The 26,209-nt window shown below is 44.0% G+C and carries 20 protein-coding genes, 1 riboswitch and 1 other annotated feature; of the genes, 16 read left to right on the top strand and 4 right to left on the bottom strand.

Features of this window, described 5'->3' with window-relative positions:
* Positions 1-14: 14 nt before the first annotated feature.
* From ACIRUQ_RS12980 to ACIRUQ_RS12945, 8 genes are all read left to right on the top strand, one after another.
* On the top strand, positions 15-1,415 hold the full coding sequence (locus ACIRUQ_RS12980) for an FAD-binding oxidoreductase (RefSeq protein WP_044963657.1): 1,401 nt from the start codon (positions 15-17) through the stop codon (positions 1,413-1,415).
* Positions 1,416-1,671: 256 nt separating this feature from the next.
* Positions 1,672-4,179: a LuxR C-terminal-related transcriptional regulator gene (locus tag ACIRUQ_RS12975; protein ID WP_055290641.1), complete on the top strand. Its 2,508-nt coding sequence runs from the start codon at positions 1,672-1,674 to the stop codon at positions 4,177-4,179.
* 172 nt (positions 4,180-4,351) lie between these two features.
* Entirely contained in the window at positions 4,352-5,308 is a 957-nt protein-coding gene (locus ACIRUQ_RS12970) for a DUF3137 domain-containing protein (RefSeq protein WP_055290642.1), read from the top strand.
* Positions 5,305-6,603: a hypothetical protein gene (locus ACIRUQ_RS12965; RefSeq protein ID WP_404856496.1), complete on the top strand. Its 1,299-nt coding sequence runs from the start codon at positions 5,305-5,307 to the stop codon at positions 6,601-6,603. Before ACIRUQ_RS12970 ends, ACIRUQ_RS12965 begins: the two co-directional genes overlap by 4 nt.
* 455 nt (positions 6,604-7,058) lie before the next feature.
* Entirely contained in the window at positions 7,059-8,180 is a 1,122-nt protein-coding gene (locus ACIRUQ_RS12960) for an RNA-guided endonuclease TnpB family protein (protein WP_404856495.1), read from the top strand.
* 354 nt (positions 8,181-8,534) lie between these two features.
* Positions 8,535-10,139 carry an AAA-like domain-containing protein gene (locus ACIRUQ_RS12955; RefSeq protein ID WP_055291232.1) on the top strand — a complete coding sequence of 535 codons (1,605 nt, stop codon included), beginning with the start codon at positions 8,535-8,537 and terminating at the stop codon, positions 10,137-10,139.
* A 136-nt stretch (positions 10,140-10,275) separates the two neighbouring features.
* Positions 10,276-10,794 carry an RNA polymerase sigma factor gene (locus ACIRUQ_RS12950; RefSeq protein WP_022035197.1) on the top strand — a complete coding sequence of 173 codons (519 nt, stop codon included), beginning with the start codon at positions 10,276-10,278 and terminating at the stop codon, positions 10,792-10,794.
* The gene (locus ACIRUQ_RS12945) at positions 10,791-11,843 is read left to right on the top strand and encodes a hypothetical protein (protein ID WP_022035198.1); all 1,053 of its coding nucleotides are present in this window, start codon (positions 10,791-10,793) and stop codon (positions 11,841-11,843) included. The genes ACIRUQ_RS12950 and ACIRUQ_RS12945 overlap by 4 nt, the downstream gene beginning before the upstream one ends.
* A gap of 155 nt (positions 11,844-11,998) precedes the next feature.
* Here ACIRUQ_RS12945 and ACIRUQ_RS12940 read toward each other — a convergent pair whose 3' ends face one another.
* Both ACIRUQ_RS12940 and ACIRUQ_RS12935 read right to left on the bottom strand, forming a co-directional pair.
* Complete coding sequence (locus tag ACIRUQ_RS12940) at positions 11,999-12,895, bottom strand: LytTR family DNA-binding domain-containing protein (RefSeq protein ID WP_055291231.1); 897 nt, start codon at positions 12,893-12,895, stop codon at positions 11,999-12,001.
* 109 nt (positions 12,896-13,004) lie between these two features.
* A complete protein-coding gene (locus ACIRUQ_RS12935) occupies positions 13,005-14,867 on the bottom strand; it encodes a sensor histidine kinase (RefSeq protein ID WP_021739438.1) in 1,863 nt (620 codons plus the stop codon).
* A 371-nt stretch (positions 14,868-15,238) separates the two neighbouring features.
* Between ACIRUQ_RS12935 and ACIRUQ_RS12930 the strand changes: the two genes are divergently transcribed.
* The gene (locus ACIRUQ_RS12930; protein WP_055291229.1) at positions 15,239-17,674 is read left to right on the top strand and encodes a GH39 family glycosyl hydrolase; all 2,436 of its coding nucleotides are present in this window, start codon (positions 15,239-15,241) and stop codon (positions 17,672-17,674) included.
* Between the two features lie 30 nt (positions 17,675-17,704).
* On the opposite strand, the gene ACIRUQ_RS12925 is transcribed toward ACIRUQ_RS12930, so the two are convergent.
* On the bottom strand, positions 17,705-17,917 hold the full coding sequence (locus ACIRUQ_RS12925; protein ID WP_021739441.1) for a hypothetical protein: 213 nt from the start codon (positions 17,915-17,917) through the stop codon (positions 17,705-17,707).
* Between the two features lie 274 nt (positions 17,918-18,191).
* Between ACIRUQ_RS12925 and ACIRUQ_RS12920 the strand changes: the two genes are divergently transcribed.
* Both ACIRUQ_RS12920 and tyrS read left to right on the top strand, forming a co-directional pair.
* On the top strand, positions 18,192-19,058 hold the full coding sequence (locus ACIRUQ_RS12920; protein WP_021739442.1) for an EamA family transporter: 867 nt from the start codon (positions 18,192-18,194) through the stop codon (positions 19,056-19,058).
* A gap of 66 nt (positions 19,059-19,124) precedes the next feature.
* Positions 19,125-19,384 (top strand) — a binding site (T-box leader).
* Positions 19,385-19,432: 48 nt separating this feature from the next.
* Positions 19,433-20,656 (top strand): tyrosine--tRNA ligase, encoded by a 1,224-nt coding sequence (gene tyrS, locus ACIRUQ_RS12915; RefSeq protein ID WP_055291227.1) that lies wholly within the window; start codon positions 19,433-19,435, stop codon positions 20,654-20,656.
* Between the two features lie 77 nt (positions 20,657-20,733).
* Here tyrS and ACIRUQ_RS12910 read toward each other — a convergent pair whose 3' ends face one another.
* A complete protein-coding gene (locus tag ACIRUQ_RS12910; RefSeq protein ID WP_055291225.1) occupies positions 20,734-21,822 on the bottom strand; it encodes an acyltransferase in 1,089 nt (362 codons plus the stop codon).
* Between the two features lie 409 nt (positions 21,823-22,231).
* Positions 22,232-22,340, top strand: a riboswitch (TPP riboswitch).
* Positions 22,341-22,476: 136 nt separating this feature from the next.
* Between ACIRUQ_RS12910 and thiM the strand changes: the two genes are divergently transcribed.
* The 5 genes from thiM to thiW all read left to right on the top strand — a co-directional run bounded on the left by thiM (position 22,477) and on the right by thiW (position 26,144).
* Positions 22,477-23,298: a hydroxyethylthiazole kinase gene (gene thiM / locus ACIRUQ_RS12905; RefSeq protein WP_055291223.1), complete on the top strand. Its 822-nt coding sequence runs from the start codon at positions 22,477-22,479 to the stop codon at positions 23,296-23,298.
* Positions 23,285-23,941: a thiamine phosphate synthase gene (gene thiE / locus ACIRUQ_RS12900; RefSeq protein ID WP_021739446.1), complete on the top strand. Its 657-nt coding sequence runs from the start codon at positions 23,285-23,287 to the stop codon at positions 23,939-23,941. The genes thiM and thiE overlap by 14 nt, the downstream gene beginning before the upstream one ends.
* Positions 23,938-24,666 (top strand): HAD family phosphatase, encoded by a 729-nt coding sequence (locus ACIRUQ_RS12895; RefSeq protein WP_022035035.1) that lies wholly within the window; start codon positions 23,938-23,940, stop codon positions 24,664-24,666. The genes thiE and ACIRUQ_RS12895 overlap by 4 nt, the downstream gene beginning before the upstream one ends.
* A gap of 32 nt (positions 24,667-24,698) precedes the next feature.
* Positions 24,699-25,502 (top strand): bifunctional hydroxymethylpyrimidine kinase/phosphomethylpyrimidine kinase, encoded by an 804-nt coding sequence (gene thiD / locus ACIRUQ_RS12890; protein WP_055291220.1) that lies wholly within the window; start codon positions 24,699-24,701, stop codon positions 25,500-25,502.
* A 108-nt stretch (positions 25,503-25,610) separates the two neighbouring features.
* A complete protein-coding gene (gene thiW / locus ACIRUQ_RS12885; protein WP_021739450.1) occupies positions 25,611-26,144 on the top strand; it encodes an energy coupling factor transporter S component ThiW in 534 nt (177 codons plus the stop codon).
* Positions 26,145-26,209: the final 65 nt, after the last annotated feature.

Here is a 26,209-nt window from a genome sequence, read left to right as displayed (position 1 = left end):
GGGGGATGCCGAAAATGGAATATCAGGTAATTACACCGGAAGGTGTGGAATATTTAAAAAGTGTGACAGCCCCGGACCGTGTTTTTTACGGGGATGAGATCGAATATGATTATGCGCATGACGAGATGCCGGATTTCGGAACTCATGCGCCGGATGTACTGGTGGAAGTTCTGAGCACCGAGGAAGTGTCCAAAGTGATGCGTTATGCCTACGAGCATTGTATTCCGGTAACTCCACGGGGAGCCGGAACCGGTCTGTCCGGTGGTGCTGTGCCGATTTACGGAGGCATCCTGCTCTGTACGGAAAAAATGAACAAGATCCTGGAGTGGGATCTGGATACAATGACGGTTGTCATTGAGCCGGGAGTGCTGGTTATGGAACTGGCAAATGCCGCACAGGAAAAAGGTGTGTTTTATCCGCCGGAGCCGGGGGAAAAGACAGCTTCCGTTGGTGGAAATGTTATGACAAATGCCGGTGGTATGAAAGCCGTAGGCTATGGCGTTACGAGAAACTATGTGGTTTCCATGGAATGTGTGATGCCAAACGGTGACGTGATGCAGTTTGGAAGCAACGTAGCGAAAAATACATCCGGATATGATATCAAGGATCTGGTGATCGGTTCCGAGGGAACCTTATGTATCGCAACAAAACTGCGCATGCGCGTTATCCCGCAGCCGAAAGTATCTTATACCTTACTTGTACCGTATCCTTCACTGGAGCAGTGTGTGGGAACGGTACCGAAATTCATCAATTCTGATCTGAATCCGACTGCCATTGAGTATATGCCGAAGTCTCTGCTGGATGAAGCAGCAGAATATCTGAACAAGATCATGCCGCACCGTACGGCAGATTCTTATCTGATCTTGATGTTTGACGGAAGTACCGTGGAAGATGTGGAGCGCAGATGTGATGCAGCAGCACAGATTTGTCTGGACAACGGAGCAGAAGACGTGTTCCTGTGCAATACCGATGAGCGAAAAGAAGCAGTATGGACCGTGCGAGGAGCATCTCTTGAAGCACTGAAAGCATCCACAACGGATATGGATGAATGCGATATCGTTGTCCCGAGAAACCGTATTGCAGATTTCTCCAAATTTGCCGGAACCAAGATGAAAGAGACCGGGATCCGTATTTCCATCCAGGGTCATGCCGGTGACGGAAACATGCATATCCAGCTGATGCGTGATGATATGGATAAAAAATTGTTCGGGGAGCGCTGCCCGAAACTGATGGAAGAACTGTATGCACAGGCAAAGATCATGGGGGGTCAGGTGTCCGGTGAACACGGAATCGGACACGCCCGTGTCGGCGCACTGGAGACATTCATGGGACCGCAGATGATCGCGTTGTATCAGGCGATTAAAAACGCGTTTGATGAGAAGCACATTCTGAATCCGGGTAAGGTCATCCGTTAAGTATGCGGCATGGCAGCTATATAAAAAATTGTGTTCGTAAAATTAAAAAGAAATGCAGGAATTTCCAATGGCGGGGTTCCTGCTTTTTCTATTCACGGAAGATTAAATGGAACGCATAAAAACCATATTTCAATGATTTGTGTAATATTCATTATGGTAAAATAATACATACGAAATACAGGAGAAAGATGAGTGCAAAAATAAGGTTTGAAAAAAAGCACCAATCTGACTTTGAGCGGGAGAAGGAGTGACGGAAATGCCAAAAGGGAGAAATCATCTGAACACAATCTACATATCGGAGCGTCTGCAGGAATGTCTGCGCCCGATTTCGCAGTGTGCGCTGACTACAGTAACTGCGCCGATGGGTTATGGGAAAACCACAGCAGTGAACTGGTATCTGAGCAGACAGTTGAAGGCAGAACAGGCGGTGCAGGTACGCATCAGCATTTATTCGGATAATCTGCTGATTTTCTGGAAAAGTGTACAGCAGGCCTTTGCATTTGCGGGACTGGATTTTCTGGATGGATGTGAATGCCCGGATGATGTGGCATCTGCGGGATTCCTCATAGATACTATCTGTTATGCACTGAGGGGAAGTTCCGTGTATTATATTTTCATTGATGATTTTCATCTGCTGACGGATGCGCGGGTGGCAGATTTCCTGTGTGATCTGGCAAATCGTCTGCCGGAGAATGTGCATCTCATCACAGCCAGCAGGGGACGGCTGCTGTCAGGGGAAGCAGTGCTGCGTCTGGGTGGAAAACTATGTCAGATTGAAATGGAGAACCTCTGTCTGAATCATACAGAACTGTCGGTGTACACCCATCGGTGCGGCATGGAACTGAGTGAACAGCAGATCGACAGGTTGCTGCACACAAGTGAGGGATGGTTTTCCGCGGTGTATCTGAATCTGTGCGCTTTTTCAAAATACGGACAGCTGCCGGATCGGAAATCAGATATTTATGAAATGTTTGCAACTGCAATGATCGATCCGCTGCCGGAAGAATACCGGGAGTTTCTGACGGTCATGGGGCTGGCGGATGAGTTTACGCTGGAGATGGCCCGCCGGATTACCGGGTTGGCAGGTGCGGAGGAAATTCTGGTGACACTGACGGAGCAGAATGCTTTTGTGACCCGTCTGCCGGATAACCGCAGTTTCCGGTTTCATCATATGATGAAGGAGTGTACAGAACGCGCATTTGCGACATTAGAGAAAGGAAAACAGAGGCGCTACCGTAACCGTTACGGAGCATGGTATGAGGCAGAGCACTTGTATCTGCATGCATTGAAGTTTTACTGGAAAAATCGGGATTATGATGCAATTCTCCGGGTAATCCAGAATGATGCTGGAATTTTGCTGGCCTCTATGAAACCGGCAGAGGTGTCAGAATTTCTGGAACAGTGTCCGGAACCGGTGTTGAAGCAGCATCCGCTGGCGCTGCTGGTGCTGATGCGCCGGATGTTTACCTGGCGGCAGATTCCAACGATGATGAAACTGAAAGAATTGCTGATGGCAGCCATTGCAGAACAGCCGGAGATGACTGCACAGGAGCGAGGCAATCTATTGGGCGAATGTGACCTGATCATGAGTTTCCTGATGTATAATGATATCACAAAAATGAGTCAGTTTCACCGCAGCGCAAGTGCCCGGATGTCGCGGCCGGCGATCAGTATCCGCAACGAGGGAGGATGGACGTTTGGCTCACCGTCTGTATTGATGATGTTTCACCGGACACCGGGAGACCTGGAGAAAGAACTGGTGGAGATGAATGACTGTATGCCGCACTATTACCGGATTACCAATGGGCACGGGCAGGGTGCGGAGCGCATTATGAATGCAGAGGCGGAATTTCTGCAGGGTCGCTTTGTGGATGCACAGATTTGCCTGGAAAATACTTATGTGCACATTGCGGAAAACGGACAGAAAAATATGGTACTCTGCTGTGATTTCCTGGCGCTTCGTCTGGCGTTGTGTACGGAATTAAGTCTCAGTTACACGATCGCGGAACGGCGGAAGGAACTGCTGCGCAGACACAACATCACATGGGTGACACTGTTTGACAGTGTCTGTGCATATTATTATGCGCTGTCCGGGCAAATCACACAGATACCGGTGCTGTTTCGGGAACATCAGCTGTCCACGGTAAATTTCCTGGCACCGGGAAAACCAATGATGGAGCTGATCGAGAATCAGGTTTATCTGGCGCAGCAGGAGTATGCAAAAGTTATCGGCAGAAGCGAAGGGCTCCTGGCAGTATGTGAAGCGATGCATTATGCACTGGTGGCATTGCATGTACAGATCCAGACAGCAGCTGCGTATGAATGTCTGGGAAAACGCACGGAGGCCAGAAACTGTTTGAAACGCGCCCTTCAAATTGCTTTGCCGGATCAGTTTTATCTTCCATTTGTGGAAAATTATGAATATCTGGAAGAACTTCTGCAACGGGAAATACAGACAGCGGATGCGGCAGAGCATGTATTTCTGACGAAGGTTACAGAACTGGGGAAAAACTGTCAGAAACGATATGGTGCGCTCCGGAAAACGCATATGTTTCCGAAAATCGCTGCCGAGCTGACAGAGCAGGAACAGCGGATCATCGAATTGTTGGCAGAGCGGCTCAGTAACCGGGAGATTGCAGAGAAACTGTTTTTGTCTGAAGGAACCATAAAACAGTACATCAACCGGATTTACGCCAAACTGCAGATCAGTGGAGATGTCCGGACAAAACGCAGACAGCTGATCGAATTGCTGACAGCAGAGTGACCAATCAGGAATGAATTACTAACCTTTCGTTAATATCATTTTGGAATAATCCATCGTACAGTATTACTACAAAGTAAATGTGCGATGGATTTTTTGATGTGCACTTGCACGAGAAAAAGTTATTACTTTGTAATCGTGCTTGGCGAATGTAAATTAAATGGAGGGAGAGGTTATGGAAGAGCGAAACGCAAAAGTATATTCTGATGAGCAGCTTGCGTCAGAACTGAAAAACAAACGTGCAGCAGGCGGTGGTGCGAAAGCACTGAGTATAGCAGGGGTTATTCTGGTGGTGGCCGGTCTGATGACTAGTTTGATCTCTGTGGCGATTTTCGGGGTAATACTCTGTCTGATTGGAGCACTGGTGATGAACAGTCATGAGAAATCCATGAAACAGCAGATCGGGGATCAACTGGTGCGGGGGTTACTGGAAAGCGTGTTTGAAGAGGTGGATTATCAGCCGACGGGACATATTTCCGGAAGTGTCATGGATGCGGCAGTGTTGCCGGTAGAATTTCACACCGTGGAAGGCAGTCATGATGTCAAAGCCGTTTATAAGGGAATGCACATTGAAATGAGCGGTGTGACACTGATTCAGGAAAATGATTATTATAACGACGATGCCGGAATGTGGGAGACCGTCAAAGGGGAAGCATTCAAAGGACAGTGGCTGGTCTGCGATTTTGGTCATGAGCTTTCCACGGAACTGCGGGTCGTAGCACGCACCGGGATCAAGCGACTTTTTTCCGGTTCTGTGGTAAAAACAGACAATGAGGAATTCAATAAAAAGTTTATTATTCAACCGGAAGAAGAACAGAATGTCCGGGATATTCTGACACCGCATATTGTGGACTGTATTGTGGCAATGTCGTCCGAATATGGTGGGAAAATCTATATGAGTTTTTTGAAAAAAGGACAGTTGCATATTGCAATACAGACGGAGCAGCCATTTTTTACACTGAGCAGAGGAAAAATAGAAGTGGAGGAATTGCGTCGGAGGTATCAGAGTGAACTTCGATGGTTTACCGATTTTCTGGATGAATTAATGTGGGTGGATACCCTCTATCTTGGCCGGGAAAGTTCCGTCTGTGCTCAGTTTGAGCAGGCATCAGAGGAAGAGGAGGAGTTATGATGAAAAATGCAGAAAGAGTAACAGGGACAAAGAAAATGTTTCGGGAAAAACGATTCTTACAGAAAAAGAGACTGCTGGCGGTATTGCTGCTGACGGTACTCAGTATCTGTCTGGTCGGAGGATGTGGAAGCAAGCCTGTATCGACACAGGATGCGGATATCCTGTCTTCTTATATAGGATTCTGGCGCTATGAAGGCACACCGACATATGTGACCATCAATGACCAGTACCAGTGGGCGACCACAGATTTTTACGGCAATCAGCTGGATAGCGGTGTGATCACCACGGACGAGAACGGTCTGAACCTGAGCCGGGCAGACGGATCCTTTGTATCTACACTGGCAGTGACAGATACCGGACTGGTGGATGGAGGAGGGAATACGCTGGTGCCCAGCGAAGGGTTGGTATTTTTGCCGACGGCAGCAGATGCCCTGAATCAGACCATTGCATTTCCGGGAAATTTTGGAAATGTGACCATCAATTATCCGGCGCAGATGAATGCCTATCCATATGTGTCTTATACAGACTCTCTGGGATTTGATGCACTGGTGAAAAATGGAACGGACGATTACTATACGAATATTATGATTGGTTTTCAGCCGATCGCAGGCTATGACGACAACATGACCAAAGGACTGGCATCCGCACAGCCATATCTGGAAAATATGATGCAGACGTTACTTCAGAATATGTATGGTGCAAATATGACACAGTTCATTGGCGCCAACTGTATCGACGGTGGTGATCATTACAGTATTGTTGGTTCCATGTGGATGAGCAGTGGTATTTTCGGGGATGGATCATCTGTTCCGCTGCGGGCAAATATGGAAGTCCGTTACTATGGTCCGACAGGATATGTCATGGTGATCATGGTAATCGCACCGGAAAGCCGCCTTCAGAACTATGTGGATATTGCAAACAATATGCTGACTACCTGTGCCTATACTGCAGGATGGAGTACCGCACCGAAGGAAGTACCGCAGGCACCGCCGCAGGATGCAAAGAAATCTGACAGCGCCAGTGATGACGGAGTCTCATATTACTGGTATGACAGCGACGGTGATGTTTGGTACTGGGACGGATATGAGAATCATTTTATCGGATACGGAGATTCCGGTTATATCGATGATGATGGTTTCTATGATTATTACGATGACGGCTATTATGATGACTATGATCCATGGTCAGATCCGGGTGACTATTATGACGATTACAACGATGATGACTGGGATTATTACGACTACAATGATGATTATGCCTATGACGATGAAGGATGGGGCGATTATTTTGACTGAAACAGGCAGAGATGTGAGCAAGTAGCGAAAGCGGATTGCGAATGTCCGCTTTACATGTGATGACAGAAAACAATAATAAAGAAAATTTTAGAAAACAGAAAAGCAGGGAAAAGAAAACGGATGTACGGAAACGGTACATCCGCTTTCTTTTCGGGTCATTTCACGAATTGCAAATTGCCTGAATGACTGCTTCATGGTATGATAATCATATTGAGTAAGAGATAGAACTTATAGATTATTACACATTGTGAAATAGGGGGCTGTTGCGATGAAGGAAATAAATATTCCGGTTGGAATTTCTGATTTTAACAAGAGCTAGCAAGAATTCTCCTTCCTCTACAGGTGGGAGATGAATTGCAAAATAAATACAGCAAATACAGGCAGAACGCTTGTTCTGTTTAAAGGGATATAGTATAATATAATCAGTCGAAACGATGGAAAGCGAGGCTGATCATATGGAAAAAATAACTCATAATATAGCTTACCGTTTTCGTATATATCCAAACCGAGAACAGGAAGTTCTGCTCGCAAAAACATTTGGCTGCTGTCGTTTTTTATATAATCAGATGTTGAATGACAAGATACGGGAATATGAAGTATCGAAAAAAATGCTGCGAAATACACCGGCGATGTATAAAAAAGCATATCCATTTTTGAAAGAAGTGGATTCTCTGGCACTTGCAAATGTGCAGCTGCATCTGGAAAAGGCATATAAGAATTTTTTCAGGGATCCGAAGATTGGCTTTCCAAAATTCAAATCAAAGCACAAAAGCAGAAAGAGCTATACGACAAATGTAGTCAATGGAAATATTCAGGTAGAAGATCATCGGATAAAACTTCCGAAATTGAAATGGATCCGTATGAAAAAACATCGGGACATTCCGGTAGAATATTGCCTGAAATCCGTAACAATAAGTATGGAACCGTCCGGAAAGTATTATGCAAGCCTTTTATATGAAAAATCTGACTGTGAAAACCAAGCAGAAGAATTTGATTATGAAGACGCAAAGATACTTGGAATTGATTATGCAATGCATGGAATGGCTGTGTTTTCTGAAGATATACAGAAGGAAAATGAAGGATATTTCAGAAAAAGTGAGGAGCGGCTGGCAAGAGAACAGAGAAAGTTATCCCATTGCGTGAAAGGAAGTAATAATTATTACCGACAGAAAAAACGTGTTGCATTATGTCATGAAAAAATCCGAAACCAGAGGAAAGATTTTCTGCATAAACTGAGTCATGAAATAGCAGAGGCATATGATGTTGTTGCAGTAGAAGATATTGACATGAAAGCAATGAGCCAGTGTATGCATTTTGGAAAAAGTGTCATGGATAACGGTTACGGAAAGTTTCGGGAATTGCTGGAATATAAGCTGACATGGAGAGGAAAGAAATTGGTACGTGTAGACCGTTTTTTTCCTTCCAGTAAAAAATGCTGTAAATGTGGCAATATAAAGAAAGAACTGAAACTTTCGGACAGAGTGTATCTTTGTACATGTGGAAATCGGATAGACCGGGATCTGAATGCGGCAATCAATATACGTGAAGAAGCACGTCGTATGTTGTTAGCAGGATAGATGGGAAGTGTCTGTATCCAGACAATAAAAATATCCCATAATTGGGTAAAAATGAATCGCGGGGCACGCGAGGATAGCTTGTAGATACTTGGCTCAGTAGAGCCATTGAGCAAGAAGCCCCCACTTCAAAATCTGTGATTTAAGTGGTGGGAGCATGTCACTATCAGATTGTGAATCAGCACTTGCTCAGATTGATGATCGGATGTATGCGAAAGAATTTGAGGATGATTACGACGAAGTATTCTGTTATGGTATTTCATTTTTTAAGAAACGGTGTTTAGTGAAAGGGATAAACTGTTAGTAATAATACGATTTGCAGTGTAGATGATAGAACAATTCAGACAGGAGGAAATCATGTCAAAAGTATTCAATACAACTGCTGTATGTATACCGGAAGAACATTATATGGTAGACATTGTGCAGCGTTTGCAGGAGATAAAAGCACTTGTAGATGATGGAAAATACTTTACAATCAATAAAGCGCGTCAGTATGGAAAGACTACGACATTGATCGAGTTAAAGCGATTGCTGGAAGCAGAATATTATGTTGTATTGATGGATTTTCAGACATTCGGCAGTGCTGATTTTGCAAACGAAAATGTTTTTGCACTTTCTTTCTGTCATTCATTTTTACGGCTGTTCAAAAAATGCAAACCGACATTAAATGACGATTTAAAAGAAACGTTGAATGATTTGAAAAATCATGTAGACAACAGATATGATTATTTTACATTAAAACCATTGTTTGAGGGGCTTGGAGATATCTGTCAATTTTCTGATAAGCCGATTGTTTTGATGATCGATGAGGTAGACAGTGCATCGAATAATCAGGTTTTTTTGGATTTTTTAGGACAGCTTCGTGCCCAGTATATCAATCGTTTTCAACAGCCGGCATTCAAATCGGTTATTTTAGCCGGAGTGTATGATGTGAAAAATCTCCGACACAAGATCAGACCGGATGAAGAGCATAAATATAACAGCCCATGGAATATTGCGGCAGATTTTAAAATCGATATGAGCTTTTCGAAAACAGAGATTGCTGGTATGCTTCAGGAATATGAAAAAGATCATCATACTGGAATGAATGTTGATGAAATAGCAATTCTGCTGTATCAGCATACATCAGGATATCCGTTTCTTGTTTCGCGATTATGTCAGATTATGGATGAAGATATTGCTATAAATTATGACGAAAACGGATTGAAAAGTGTGTGGACCAGACAGGGATTTTTTACGGCAGTTCGTATGCTGCTGGCAGAGAAGAATACATTGTTCGAATCATTGAGTGAGAAGCTGAATCGTTACCCGGAATTAAATGATATGTTACAGTCATTATTATTTACCGGAAAAGCAATTGCTTACAATTATTATGAACCGGCGATCAGTGTGGCAACTATGTTTGGATTTGTGAAAAATAATCATGGCGTGCTGGCGATTGCAAATCGTATTTTTGAGACATGGTTATATAATTTATATCTGTCAACTTCAGAAATGCAAAAGCAACAGATTTATTCGGATGCTTTGTTAGATAAAAATCAGTTTATTGTAAATGGACATTTGAATATGCGTCAGATTCTGGAACGTTTTGTAATACATTTTAATGACTTATACGGAGATAGTGATGAGACGTTTATCGAACAGGAAGGTAGAAAATATTTCTTGCTGTATTTACGTCCAATTATCAATGGCACTGGAAATTATTACATTGAAGCGGAAACCCGCGAACAGAAACGGACGGATGTGATTGTGGATTATCGTGGAGAACAGTATATCATTGAAATGAAGATATGGCATGGTCAGGAATATAATACCAGAGGGGAGAAACAGCTGGCAGAATATCTGGATGCCTATCATGTGAACCAGGGATATATGATCAGTTTCAATTTCAATCAGAAAACAGAAATCGGAGTACATGAGATTCTGATTGATGATAAAAAAATTATTGAAGCAGTGGTATAAAAAATATCGCAAAACCAATTTGTTCAGGTTTTGCGATATTTTTTTGCAACCAACCGGTAAGTTATGACAATATAAAGGTGTAAGGGTAATTAAGATTACCCAGGGAAGACGTCAGAAATGGGAGTTTTAATTAAAAATGGAGAAACAACAGCTGGAAAAATATATCAACGAATATGGCAGAGATATCTACCTGTTTTGCAAACGGCTGACGCAAAATAAAAATACGGCAGATGATCTGTATCAGGAGACATTTTTAAAATTGTGGGAATTGGATAACGTTAACGATACGGAGAATCCCAAAAGCTATCTGCTTGGTATTGCTGTGAATTTGTGGAAAAATCAGTGCCGCAAGCAAATGTGGCGAAAACAGATTGCAGACATTGTACCGGTTTCGGAAGAAAGTCAGATTGAAAATTTTTCGGCAGCAGACAGTGTGGAGGATACGGTGATCTCCAATCAGGAGAAAGTGCTGGTGCAGGATGCCGTAAACCGTTTGCCGGAAAAACTGCGGATAGTGGTGCTTTTGTACTACATGGAAAATCTGAAAGTAGCAGAGATTGCGGAGCAGATGCACGAATCGGTCAGCAGTATAAAAAGTAAACTGATGCGTGCACGGAAATATCTCAGAAAAGAATTGGAGGATTCTGTTTTATGAAAAATCTGGATGATGTATTAAAAAAATCCCTTACTCCGGCTGAATCGGAAGAAGGACCGGATTTCTGGCTGAATCAGAATATTCTGAAACGGGCAGATCGGCAGGAGAGGGGAGCCAAAACAATGAAAAAAAGAACATATAGACCAACAAAGGCAGTGGCAGCATTAGTGATTGCATTGAGTATTTCCGGAAGTGCGGTATTTGCAGCAGAAAAAACAAATTTATTTGGAAATCTGTTTGGTGAAACGAATATGGGACCGGTGGAATCTTATGTAAACGATACAGGTGCAAATGAGAATACAAAGGCATCCTACCATTATCAGGGAGCCGAGTATGAAGTGCAGATTGACAAGGTGGTTCGAAGTGCGGCAACGCATTCCGGAATTATGCAGTTTACAGTGAATCGTGTATCCGGAAAAGGAGAACCATGGTATATACTGACCGGAGATGTTTTACCGGAATATGACTACTGGACGATGGAAACCAGAAACTTACAGGAAATAAATCCGACCGACACAGATATATGGTTGACGGTGGGACTGGAAAGTTCCGGACAGGAAGCACCTGACTGGCGCATTTATTTAGAAAAGGATGCGAGTGATGATGAGACACAGGTGTTTTACATGGTATTTAACGTAATAGGAGCTGAACAGGAAGATGCGTCATTAAGTCTGATTTTTAAAGAATTGGATGGAACTAAGGATAGCAAAACTGAGCTGGTAAATATCACAGTACCAGAAAGTGAGAGCATTCCTTCTTTGACATGGAAGAATGAAAATAGCGAACAGCAGCTTGCGTTGACCAGCTATGATATGTTGATCACAAATCAGGGTGCATCCGATGTGGAACCGGAATATGATGAGATTTCCGTACAGATGAAAGATGGAAGCACTTATGTGATAGAGAGTAAGTCGCAGCGGGTGAAAAATGAATTTTACGGCGAATATGGAAAAAATAATGATCTATGGATCGGATTTGACCATATTCTGGATCTGGAACAGGTAGAATCTGTGACGATTAATGATATGTTGTTTACTGTGGCTGATTGATATGACAGCAAAAGCACTTCGTGCAAACGATGCGCACTCGCACGAAAAGAAATTGTTGCTTCGCAATCGTGCTCGGCGCGGTCAAGAAAGATCTGTTATTCGTAATAGTAAGCGCGTAAGTGTGCGAGAGCACACTTTCTTGTAAAACAGTTATTTCATTTAACCATCTTCGTCCACATGGCGGCACGGGTCGTCTCTGCCCAGGGGTATTCCCCCATATAATCGCCCTGAAACAGTTCCGTCTGTCCCTGGAGATAATCATAATAATCACAGGTGAACTGTTCAGTATGTACACGCATTTTACCGTAGGCAGACTCCACAATCTGTTCCAGATGATAAGGTGCAAGCGCCTGTTTCAGCCGATAGAGGATCGTGCGGCTGTAATTTTTGGAGGAATGTTCCTCGCAGTTTTCCAGCAGACAGAATGTGATTTTATCAATCGGAACCCAGTTTCCTTCATAATGAACGAGAAGTGCAAGAAGTTCTTTTGCTTTCCTGCTCTTGAAGGAGACTGGGGTTTTATTTATAAACAGTTCAAAATCCGGGAAGCAGCGGATATGCGGGAGACTGTTGGAGTGCATTTGTGTATTCCTCTTTTCAGCTGTTGCATCTGGAGGGGTATGGCCATGATTTTCTGTGTCAAAACCGGTTTTTCCCTCAATAGATTCAGCCGCGGCGGCATGGTATTTGAGGACTCTGTTTAATACCGCACTGATCTGCTTCGGGTCATATGGTTTCAGGATGTAGCCAAAGGCACCGATATCCCAGGCATCCAGCGAATATTCCGGAAATGCCGTTACATAAATGATTTCCGGTGGCGCAGGCAGTTCCTCACTGATCTGTTTTCCAAGAGTGATGCCGTTTAACATCGGCATTTCGATGTCGAGAAATACAACGTCCACAAGTGTCCTGCGGATAAAATCCAGTGCCTCGACAGGCTGGGTAAAGGTATAAATATGGTCATTTTCTTTTGAAAATCCATCAAAGCGGGTGAGCATGATCCTTAGCAGATTTAATGCTCTTTCTTCATCGTCTACAAGTACATAATTCATATGAAAAGCCTCCAACATACAGGTCGCAAAGCGACTGCGTTCATGAGCAAGTAGCGAAAGCGGATTGCGAATGTCCGCTTTACAAGATTTCGGGAAAATACCGGGTATCTTATGTTTGATTCTGATAGGGAAGCAACAGTTCCATGACAGTTCCCTCTACTCCCTCCTGCGAGTGAATAATCAGTGTTCCATGTAGCAGATAATCCATGCGGGAGCGGATGTTCTGGATACTGTGATGGGGATTGATCTTCTGTTCGTCAAAACCGGGACCGCTGTTTTTTACCAGAATACAGATGCCTTCAGCAGTTTGTTTCGTCTCCAGCCGGATTGTGCCGTGATTGCCATTTTTGCGGATGCCGTATTTTATGGCATTTTCAATCAACGGCTGGACGGAGAGTGGTGGAATCTGAAACTCTGTCACGGTGATATCTTTTTCAAATACCAGTGCATTGCCAAACCGGGTATTCTGTATATAAAGATAATTTTCGATATGTTCCAGTTCTTTTTCAAAAGGAATCAGGTCCGTGTAATCCATAAAATCAATATTGGTGCGCAGATATCTCGAAAAATGAACGATAAGATCTGCGGCCTGCTCCGGATCCGTATAGCACATTTCTTGAATTGTCGTCAGTGTGTTGTACAGAAAATGCGGCTGGATCTGGCTCGAAAGCATGGCGGTCTGGATGCGGGAAGCTTCTTTTTCCAGGGTCAGCAGGTTCTGGGTATGCGTCAGCAGCTGTTTCTGATAGAGTTTGCTTGCCGTAAAGATCAGAAAGCCGAAAGTGATGATGCACACCGGAAGCAGAAACAATGTTTTTCCGGGCAGACCAAAAGAGTTGTAAATATAATTTGCAAACATTCCAGTTAGCAGGTACAGGTAGCCCAGATGGAATAAAAATCCGTCAATAGAGAGCGCATCAAGTCCCTGCCAGGTTTTGATCAGCCAGCTGATCCCGAGGAACCGCAGAAGGATCTGTCCGGTTACGACGAAAACACCGGAAACCGGGAGGAACAGTGCCAGCGTAAAACAGAGGGCAGCGCCAAGGAGCAGCCCGGTAAACATGCGGTAGATTTTTCGGGAAAACCTTTGGGGACCGGTATGGTGGGAGATCAGGATGGCGAGTCCCCAGCAGGCCAGTACCAGAAGCCGTGAAATATAGGTCAGCAAAAACATTGGGATCACATTGGTGATGCGTTCCATATAGCCGATAATCCAGCAGTTGTTGATGAAAAAGTAAGCAGTAAAGAGCAGACCGGTCAGAAAATATCCCCGGAACCGTCTGGGGTCAATGCTGAAAATGGAAAACAGCAAAATCGCAAAGGTGGCGAACAAAATGGATGACAGGATGATAAAACTGTTTTTGTATGTATCAAAATAAGTCATCGTAAGGCCGAGGCTGGTCAGTCGTGGACAGATATTCAGAATTTCAGAAGTGTTGGACACTTCAATGACGACTTCAATTACCGAACTGTTATCGATGCGGTACAGAGGATAAGACCATGGTGATACCATAAAGGCTTTTCCTGGTTTTCCGTTGATGTAGACACGGTAGTTGCCGGAGGGAAGACCTGGCAGACTGATAGCCATTTTATCTTCATCAATGTTAATATAGCGGTCTACCTGTATAATGGTGCGGTAGGAAGCACAGGTTCCTATCATGCGCTGGCGTTTCCAGGGCTGCGCGTAGGACGAAGGAATAAATATTTTATCTGCATCAGAGTTTGGCAGAGTAGAGGTAAGTGTTTTGGCATATTCTTCTGACGGAGCAACAGAAAGGCGGTTGTGATACCAGTCAGTAAATATTGTCAGGGGATTGGCGGATTCTATATTTCCCGGAACATTTCCATCAGAATTCGCCGAAAAAATCAACTTGTCCGGATAAAATTCCCATTCCCCAGCCAGTTCGTAATCGGCATAAAAAGGATTATCAGAGCGTTCAAAAGAAAAAACGCCGTCTGATGTCTGCCCCATTGCATTTTGTCTGCAGTTCAGGAAAAAGTAAATTGATAAGGTGCTAAGTAATAGGATACAACAAATAGCAGATATCAGAAAAGTAAGCTTTCGTTTCATAAATTACCTCAGTGTTTTTATCAGTATAAAAAAATATTTTTATACAGGTGGCTGTCATTTAGAGATCAATGTATGGAACCTGCATTTTTGCAGATACAAAAATCCAAGTCTATTGTAGAAAATTAGTAAAACTGTGTCAAGAAAAGTGACGGTTCTGTGACGGTCTGTTTTGTATAATGAGGATACAGTTTGCGAAACATATTTTCAGACAAAATTATGTTGGTAAAAATGGTAAAGAGTTTAGGTAAACTGAAGAAATGGAGGAGAATGAAATGTTGCGAAAAAAGATTACAGCATGGGTACTGACCGCAGCGATGCTGACTGGTCTGGGTGCAGCAGCACCGGTTACTGCATTTGCACAGACAGCTGAAGATGTACAGCAGAATCGCTGTTATATCAATGGTGATGAAGTGCGTGCGTATGATGTGGAGGATACGATCTATGTGGTAGTAGATGATTTGTCCGCATATGGATTTAACGTTCAGAAAAGCAAAAAATCTGTTACGATCACAAGTGGAACAAATGGTTATTACTTTGATGAGTCATTTAGTCCTAATACAGAAAGCAGTACCATGGGTACCGGCAGCGTAAAGACAAGTACCATCAAAGGCAAGGTGGCAGATCAGGCAGTTACCCTGTATACCATTGACAACAAACTCTGCATCAAGGCAGAAGATCTGGGTGGACTTGGTTATACAAAATATGACAGCGACAAAAATATTATGAATATCTATTCCACACAGGCCGGTTATACAGAAAATACAGAGCATTACAGAAATATCACGGTTAATGCGGGTGATCAGACCGGAACGATTAAATCTTTCCAGGGCGCACATTATGATCCGGGCGAAGCCGGAAGTGCAACATCCAAAGCTTATATCGAACTGGGTGTAGATATGGTGCGTACACATGATATCGACGGCACACAGGGCGATGGCCGCGGAATCATTTACAATCTGGTACCGAAATATTTTGATACAGATGACGAAGTGGATCTGAATGATCCGTCCAGCTATGATTTTGAAGAACTGGATAAAGTCATCGACAATATTCTTGCAACTGGTTCAGAGGTATATTTCCGTTTTGGTGCCAGCCAGAATGATGACAATAAGTTCCCGGAGGAAGGAACCGAGGAGTGGACACAGTTCTTACAGGATCTGACTACTATGGCAGAGCATATCGTAATGCATTACGATTTCGGCTGGGACGACGGATATTACAATACACTGGATTATTTTGAAATCTGGAACGAGCCGGATTTACAGGATTTCTGGCCAAATACAGCAAATCAGTATTATGAGATGTACAACAGTGTATCCAAAGCAGTAGAAAAACTGGATCCAACCCTTCCAATCGGTGGTCCGACACTGACAACTTTAAATGATGATGACGGAATCGAAGAGAGCTTTATCAAATATGTAAAAGAAAATGACTGTCCGTTGGATTTCTACGCATATCATTTCTATCCGTCCAATAACTGTGATCCGTATGATTATTCCCGCTGGGCATATCATCTCCACAGCATTCTGGAAGATTACGGATACGGTGATGTACCGATGATGCTTTCCGAGTATGGTACTGTATTATTCAACCCGAATGCGTTCAGCATGGCTGACAGTGCAGAGGCATCCTATCTGGCCTCTTTGATGATGTATCTGCAGGATACACCGGTAGAGAAAGCCAATATCTACAATCGTCTGATCCAGACAAATGAGGACGGAAGTGCAACGATTACAAAGACCGGTTATGGCTACAAAGCAATGGGTCAGATGAACCAGACAGAAAACCGTCTGGCTGTAACAGGCGGCGATAAAAATGGTATGGCTGTTATGGCTGGTATCAACGATACAGAGGATCAGATCAATGTCCTGATCAGTAACTATGAGATTCCGACTTCCCAGATGCTGGCAAACTCCGAATCCCATAACCCGATGATCAAAGATAACAAACTCTGCATCCCGGGTGTTGCAAACTGGTCACTTCCGATTGCACGTGTACTTACTTATGAAAACAATGCAGGTTACAATCTGACTGTTACAGATGTTCCATATGACACAGCAAATGTTGTAGTAGAGCAGTATCGTATCGATAATGACAACAACCTGGATCTGATTAATACTGTAAAAGTACCGGTCAGTGAAGACGGAAGTGTAGTATTATCCAATGCGTTAAATACATACAGTGTAGATCTGCTTTCCATCAAACCGGGTGACGCAAAAGTGACCGTAGACACATCCAAAAACGGTCTGGCACAGGATGAAAACGGAAACTGGTACTACTATAAAAACGGTGTTATAGACACTTCCTACACCGGAATTGCACCAAATGCATATGGCTGGTGGAGAGTCGTAAACGGAGCCGTAGACTTCAACTGTAACAGCGTGGAGGCAAATGAGTATGGTTGGTTCTGCATCCGCGGAGGAAAAGTGGATTTTGACTATACCGGAATTGCACAGAATGCATATGGCTGGTGGAGAATCGTAAACGGAGCCGTAGACTTCAACTGCAACAGCGTAGAAGCAAACGAGTACGGCTGGTTCTATCTGCGCGGAGGAAAAGTAGACTTTAACTACAACGGACTTGCCGCAAACACATATGGCTGGTGGAAGATTACTGGTGGAGCCGTAGATTTCAATTATACTGGAATGGCTCAGAACGAATACGGCCTGTGGCATATCGTAAACGGAATGGTAGATTTTTCCAGATAACAGTATTGAATGCAAACTAAACGTTACAATTCACATGATTGATTCTGATGTATAATCAAAGAAAATAATTAAGGCTACCGCAGTAAAGACATATCCGCCACCGACACGATTTACCTGGTCATTGAAGATAATTTTCCAAATGGAAGACCGAAGCTGGAGCGTGCGGGTATTCTGTTTGCAGATTGCCGGATCGTAGAATGCGTCAAACAGATGAATGTTTGCACATGTCTGAATCCGTTTCATACAAGACTTGCTATATTCACTTCTATTGTATTTGGGCAGGATCTTTCAAAGACGGAGTTGGCAGAGCCGGTGATCGGATTTTTGAAAGAAATGCTGACGGGTCCTCATGCAGTACGGAAAACATTGGAAAAATATTTGGGACAGTAAATTACCGGAATTTTCGAAATAGATAGGAATCAGATAACATCTACACTTTTATAATCCACATAACTCATTCAGGTGTATAATAAACAGGCAACTGTATACGACAGCTGCAGAAAGCGGGGATGAAGTTATGTGGATTTTATTTGCATTTGGCTCTGCCGTTTTTGCAGGATTGACATCGATTCTTGCAAAATGCGGAATTCGAAAGACGGATTCGGATGCGGCGACTGCCATTCGAACAATCGTTGTATTGATTTTTTCCTGGATCATGATGCTGATCACAGGATCCATCGGAACAATCAGTTCATTAAGCAGCAAGACATGGATGTTTTTAATTTTATCCGGAATCGCGACCGGAGTATCCTGGCTGTGCTATTTCAAAGCATTACAGCTGGGAGATGTCAATAAAGTTGTGCCGATCGACAAATCAAGTACGATTCTGACGATCATACTTGCTTTTATTTTCCTTGGAGAGCCGATCACACTGGTGAAAGGTATCGCAGTGGTTCTAATCGGTATCGGTACGTTTATGATGATTCAGAAAAAAGAGACGGTGGATGAGCCTAAGAAGCCCAAGGGAGGTTCCTGGTTGATCTATGCATTGCTTTCTACAGTGTTTGCCAGCCTGACCGCTATCCTTGGAAAAGTCGGCATCGAAGGTGTGGAGTCAAACCTTGGAACTGCCATCAGAACCTGCGTTGTCCTGGTGATGGCATGGGTGGTTGTATTTGTCAAAGGCAAACAGCATACAATCCGGGAAATTCCGAAAAACGAGCTTGGCTTTATCTGCTTATCAGGCCTGGCAACCGGCGGATCCTGGCTGTGTTATTACAGGGCACTGCATGACGGAATGGCGAGCGTAGTTGTTCCAATCGATAAGCTGAGCATTTTGGTATCAATCGCATTTTCCTATATCGTGTTCAGGGAGCGTCTGACGAAGAAAGCAGTGGTTGGCTTATGTCTGAACGTGGCGGGAACGCTGATCATGTTATTGTAAAACTTTACATTGACATTTCCAAATACAACTTTTATAATAATGGACATGTGAAGACAATTGCAAACAGCAACAGCAATGACTGAAAGAAGTAAGTATGAGCGGAACATACAGAGAGCTGCCGGGTGGTGAGAGGCGCATGGAAAACTGATACCGAATACATTCACAAGCTGCGCATTGAACGTTATCAGAAATGATTTTGATGATCAGTAGGCTGCGCCGGGAGCAACCGTTATATTGCAGAAGTATTGTCAGATACTTGGTGAGGCGGATCGTGTGAGCGGTCTGTGAATTAAGGTGGTAACACGAGATTTTATCCCGTCCTTATGCATGCGCATTAGGATGGGTTTTTTTATTATGAAGAAGGAGAGTACATTATGACAGTTTATGACGAACTCGTAGCCCGTGGTCTGATTGCCCAGGTTACAGACGAAGAAGAAATCAAAGAATTAATCAATAACGGAAAAGCAACATTTTACATCGGATTTGATCCGACCGCAGACAGTCTTCATGTAGGACATTTCATGGCACTGTGTCTGATGAAGAGACTGCAGATGGCAGGAAACAAACCGATCGCACTGATCGGTGGCGGTACAGCTATGATCGGTGACCCATCCGGACGTACTGACATGCGTCAGATGATGACAAAGGAAACAATCAACCACAACTGCGAATGCTTCAAAAAACAGATGTCCCGTTTTATCGATTTTTCCGAAGGAAAAGCATTAATGGTAAACAATGCAGACTGGCTGCTTGACTTAAATTATGTAGAAGTACTGCGTGATATCGGACCGCATTTTTCTGTAAACCGTATGCTTTCTGCTGAGTGCTACAAACAGCGTATGGAGCGTGGATTAAGCTTCCTGGAGTTTAACTACATGATCATGCAGAGTTATGATTTCTATGAGTTATTCCAGAGATACGGCTGTAACATGCAGTTCGGTGGTGATGATCAGTGGTCCAATATGCTTGGCGGTACAGAGCTGATCCGTCGTAAACTTGGTAAAAATGCATGCGCGATGACGATCACACTGCTTCTGAATTCTGAAGGTAAAAAAATGGGTAAAACCCAGTCCGGCGCTGTATGGCTTGACCCGGAGAAGACCTCTCCTTTTGAGTTCTACCAGTACTGGAGAAACGTTGGCGATGCCGATGTATTAAAATGCCTGCGTATGCTGACTTTCCTTCCGTTAGAGCAGATCGACGAGATGGATAAATGGGAAGGAAGTCAGTTAAATACGGCAAAAGAAATCCTTGCATTTGAGCTGACCAAACTGGTTCACGGAGAGGAAGAAGCTGCAAAAGCACAGGAGAGTGCACGTGCACTGTTCTCCGGCGGAAATGCAGCAAATATGCCGACTGCAGTTATTACAGAAGAAAATCTGCGTGACGGTGAGATCGACATCATGGGTCTGCTGGTTGCTTCCGGATTATGTGCATCCCGTTCTGAGGCACGTCGTGCGGTACAGCAGGGCGGAGTTGCTGTAAACGGTGAAAAAGTAGGATCAATTGAAGCTTCTTACAAACCGGAAGACATCAATAAAGAGGACTTTGTATTACGCCGTGGTAAAAAGAACTATCGTAAAATTATTTTTGAGTAAAATTTAAGAGAGGTCGCTACTTTCCGATGATTTATCGAAAAGCGGCGGCCTCTTTTTCTGCTTCACAACTTACGTTATTACAATATCTTTCGGATTGGTGGGATTTTTCGCAGTGCGAAAATCGCCAGAAAGTACAGCAGTAACTGCAGTACAATGGATAACAGACTGCACAGGTAGGGACCTGCGGAATGCGGAAACCAGGATGCTACAAAGTCAAAAATCTGTTCTGAAAATCCGGTGTGTGTCTCAATCAGGAACATGCCGAACGTAGCTGCTGAGAATTCTGCCAGCACTTTTCCTGAGAAAGGCAGCCGGATGGATTTTCCGGAAAAACCTTCGTATAAACCATAAAAAATAAAGCAGCAGGGAAACAAAACAGCATGCTGTGCGATCAGTTCCATATGTTTACCGTGCTTTGCGGTCAGATCATAATTCATCAGAAGCATGGCGATGACCAGGCTGGCGATGGTACCGATCAGAAGTATCAGAAGCATCCGCTTTTTTCGGGCCGGGTTTTCTTCGTGTTTGGAAAAACTGACCAGACAGTAGGCAAGTACCGGAAATGCCAGGTTCCAGCAGCTGCTTCCGAAGGGTGAACTGAAAATGGGAAGGAATCCGGTAAATGCTTCTTCCACACCTCGAAAAGGAATCAGGATGCCGCTGACGGAGTATGCGATGGCTGTCAGAATAAAAAACAGCCGCATATCTTTTCTTGTCATATGGTTTACCAGAATTCGCAGAAACGGGAGCATCAACAGGTAACCTATATAGGCATACAGATACCAGTTCAGTCCGGAAAAAAATGTTTTGAGAAAGGAATCCGAATCCGGGATCAGTGTCACGATCAGGATGCTTAGGATCACCATTACGATTAAAATCCGTAAAATACGGTGCTGAAAAATCCGTCGGAAAGATTCTTTTTTGTGAAGGATCAGGGCACCGGATACCATAAAGAAAAGCGGTGGTCCGCATTTGCAGAAAGCTGCTCCGCACATGGAAAGAATGTAGCGCAGTCCCATGTGTGGCACATGATGATAAAAGATATAAGTTTCGCGGTGATTGTACATGACAAGAAAAATTGCCAGAATACGAATCAGATCGAAGCTGATGTTGCGTTCCGAATGTCCGGCGGTGACCGGATGCGGCGTTTTTGCCGTGTTTGTCATAATGTGATTTCTCCCAAATAATAGATTTTATCTCAGTCTGAGTTGAGACTCCCCATTTTGCAAGTGGTGAACAGTAATGTAACCATTCTGTTACTGTTCACACGCGCCATTCGCAAAACGTCCTTTCAGGACTTCTCCGTAGCTACGCTACTACTTTTGCTCATAAAAAGGCGCTCCCTTCATCATTATGTATCCAAATATTTCCTCATGCAAGCATGATCAATATTTGAATACATATGATGAGTGAACTGTAACACCATTCTAACACAATGCGAAAAATTCGGAAAGATATATTGCAATTAAAAAAGTGCAGTGCTATAATGTCGTCAGTTAATGAGAGTGTCTGAGATGAAACATCAGATAATAATTGACCGTATGTTTTGCAGGAATTGTTCTGTGAAACCTGACAAGAGAATAAATGGGGAGCTTGCCGACAGCAGGCTGAGAGCAGACTAAGTGGTCTGGACCCGTAACCTGATTTGGATAATGCCAACGTAGGGATACAGCGGATGCAGTATTTTTTGTATTGTTTATTAAGCGGATATGCCGATTTTGGTGTATCCGCTTTTGTGTTCATTGCTTAAAATGATGATTATAAAATAATACTGATCGTGTGTTTTTTGATGATAAATTGCTTTTAAGGAGAAAAATAAAATGTTAGGAACATGTCTGGAAAATGTGAGAACGCAGGTACCTCTGGTACACAATATCACAAATTATGTAACCGTAAATGATGTGGCAAACGTACTGCTTGCCTGTGGCGGAAGCCCGATCATGGCAGATGAGGCAGAGGAAGTGGAAGATATCACCAGCATCTGCGGCGGCCTGAATATCAATATCGGGACGTTAAATAAACGAACGATCGCAGGAATGTTGCTTGCAGGAAAACGGGCAAAAGAGATGGGACATCCGGTTTTACTGGATCCGGTAGGAGCAGGTGCATCCGCACTTCGCACCGGAACCGCCATTGAGCTTATGGATACTTTACATCCGACTGTGATCCGTGGCAATATTTCTGAGATTAAGACACTGGCATCCGGAAGTGGCACCACAAAAGGTGTCGATGCAGATGTGGCAGATGCTGTGACAGAAGAAACTTTGGATCAGGCAGTTTCATTTGTGAAAGAGTTTGCGAAAAAGAGCGGTTCTATCGTAGCCATTACCGGAGCCATTGATCTGGTCAGTGACGGAGAAACATGTTATGTCATCCGGAATGGCAGGCCGGAAATGGGAAAAATCACAGGAACCGGTTGTCAGTTATCCGGCGTGATGACCGCATATATTACCGCAAATCCGGATGATCAGCTGGAGGCGGCAGCGGCAGCAGTGTGTGTCATGGGACTTGCCGGTGAGATTGGCTGGGGCAACATGCAGGAAGGGGATGGCAATGCTACATATCGTAATCGTATCATCGATGCCATTTACAACATGAGCGCACAGATGTTAGATCAGGGGGCAAAATATGAAATTCGATAGAGATATATTGACAAAGGATCAGTTACTTTTATATGCAGTGACAGACAGTCACTGGTTGAATGGAAGAACGTTGCATTCTGTGGTAAAAGAAAGTCTGGAGGGCGGCGTAACCTTTGTACAGTTAAGAGAAAAACAACTGGATGAGGCGCATTTTATGGAAGAAGCAAAGGATTTGCAGGTGCTTTGCAGAGAATATAACGTACCGTTCATTATCAATGACAATGTGGATATTGCACTGGCCATGGATGCAGACGGTGTGCATGTGGGACAGAGTGATATGGAAGCCGGAGATGTCCGTGCAAAATTAGGTCCGGATAAGATCATCGGTGTGTCAGCTCAGACAGTAGAGCAGGCGATTCTGGCAGAAAAGCATGGAGCAGATTATCTGGGAGTCGGTGCGGTATTCCCGACCGGTTCCAAGGATGATGCCACAGAGGTGCCGCATGAGACATTGAAAGCAATCTGTGAAGCGGTATCCATTCCGGTTATTGCCATCGGCGGTATCACACAGGAAAATGTGTCCACACTGGCTGGAAGCGGTATTTGCGGTATCGCGGTGATCAGTGCGATCTATGCGCAGCCGGATATCAGAAAAGCAGCACAAGATCTGAAAATTGCTACGGCAGAAATGGTGAAGGCATGATTCAGAAAGAAGTAATGCAGGAGAATTTGACTCAGAAAGATATCACACGGAAAGGTGGAATTCCAGAAACAGAAATTTGCGGTGCAATTTTTGACCTGGATGGTGTATTACTGGATTCCATGGCAGTCTGGAATGACCTTGGAGTTCGGTATCTGCAAAAACGTGGTATTCAACCGGAAGCAGGTTTGAGTCAGATCCTGTTTTCCATGAGCATGGAGCAGGGTGCGGATTATTTGAAAGAACAGTATCAGCTTCCGGATACACCTCAGGAAATTTTAAATGGAATCGAACAGATGATCCGGGACTTCTATTTTTATGAAGTACAGCCCAAAGAAGGGGCGAAAGAACTGTTGCACTTTTTGCAGGATCAAAATGTAAAAATGATCGCAGCAACTTCCAGTCCGCGGGAGCATGTGACAAAGGCATTGCAGCGAAATGGTCTGTATGGGTATCTGCAGCAGATTTATACCACCGGGGAAGTGGGAATCAGCAAGCATGAACCGCTGATTTATCAGCTGGCAGCAAAAAGTCTTGGCACAAAACCAGAAGAAACACTGGTTTTTGAAGATTCTCTCTATGCGTTGAAAACCGCAAAAAATGCAGGGTTTCGGACAATTGGCGTATACGATGCGGACGGTGAGACCGATCAGGAAGGCGTGCGTGAGACCGGGGAGTTGTATTTGACTTCATTGCTGGATTTCCGGCAATCCTGGATGAAACAGTAAATCGTTGTGACAGATCAGAGGAGGTGAAGTATATGAAAACAGCAGTAACAATTGCCGGAAGTGATTCCAGCGGAGGTGCCGGCATTCAGGCGGATATCAAGACAATGATGGCAAATGGTGTATATGCCATGAGCGCGATCACAGCCCTGACTGCCCAGAACACGACCGGTGTCATGGGAATCTTAAATGCAACGCCGGAGTTTCTGGGACAGGAACTGGATAGTATTTTTACGGATATTTTTCCGGATGCAGTCAAGATCGGAATGGTTTCCGAGAAAGGGCTGATCTGTGTGATCGCAGAAAAACTGGAGCGGTATAAAGCAAAAAATATCGTAGTGGATCCGGTGATGGTGGCGACCAGCGGGGCGCGGCTTATCAGTGAGGATGCCACGGATACGTTAAAACAGAAATTATTTCCACTGGCCACTGTTCTGACACCAAACATTCCGGAGGCAGAAGTGCTGACCGGAATGAAAATCAAAAGCGCAGAGGATATGATCCGGGCAGCAGAGCAGATTTCAAAGGAGTATGACTGTGCGGTACTTTGCAAAGGCGGACATCAGATTCATACGGCCAATGACCTGCTTTTTGCAGATGGCACGTATCACTGGTTTGAAGGAAAACGTATTGACAATCCGAATACCCATGGAACCGGATGCACTTTATCCTCAGCCATTGCTTCTAATCTGGCAAAAGGTTATGATCTGCAGACGGCAGTAGAACGTGCAAAGGAATATATTTCCGGTGCGTTGGCAGCCATGCTGGATCTGGGATCCGGCAGTGGACCGATGGATCATGGATTTGCGATAAAAAACGAATTTACGTCAGTAAATTAAGTGATGAAAATAAAAGATTTTTACCGCCCAATATACTTTATGATAAATGAGAGCTGTATTCAGGTGGAAAAAATAAATAAAAAAGCATAAAAAGGAGGTTAAGAGAAAATGAAACAGAGTGACACAGTGAAAAAACTTGCGATGGCGGGTGTTCTGACAGCGGTTGCTGTGGTAGGAAGCCTGCTCAGTTTTCCGATTTTTGGCAGCAAATGTGCACCGGTGCAGCATATGGTAAATATTCTGGCGGCGGTTGTACTTGGACCGGGATGGGGGGTCGGCATTGCATTTTGCGCAAGCCTGCTCCGTAATCTGCTGGGACTGGGAAGCCTGATGGCATTCCCGGGAAGTATGATCGGTGCATTATGCTGTGGTCTGGCTTATATGGCATTCCGAAAACTGTGGCTGACCTGTATCGCAGAGGCATCCGGAACCGGAATCCTTGGCGGTCTGGCTGCTTATCCGGTTGCAAAACTGATGATGGGATTAAATCCGGGAGGTTTGTTTGTATACATTGTGCCATTTCTTGTTTCCACAGTAGTAGGAAGTATCCTTGCATATTTTCTTGTAACTGCGCTGCAGAAAGGCGGCGTGATCAGTATGTACAGACATCCGGCGAAAAAAGAAATGAAAATGAGCCAATAAAAATAAGAAAATACGCATGCAAGCGTGATCAAGTAGCGAAAGCGGATTGCAAATGTCCGCTTTAC

This window comes from Eubacterium ramulus (assembly GCF_045002895.1).
Lineage (GTDB): Bacteria > Bacillota > Clostridia > Lachnospirales > Lachnospiraceae > Eubacterium_I > Eubacterium_I ramulus.
The sequence above is the reverse complement of the archived record's forward strand: the minus strand, read 5'-3'. Positions and strand labels throughout refer to the sequence as shown.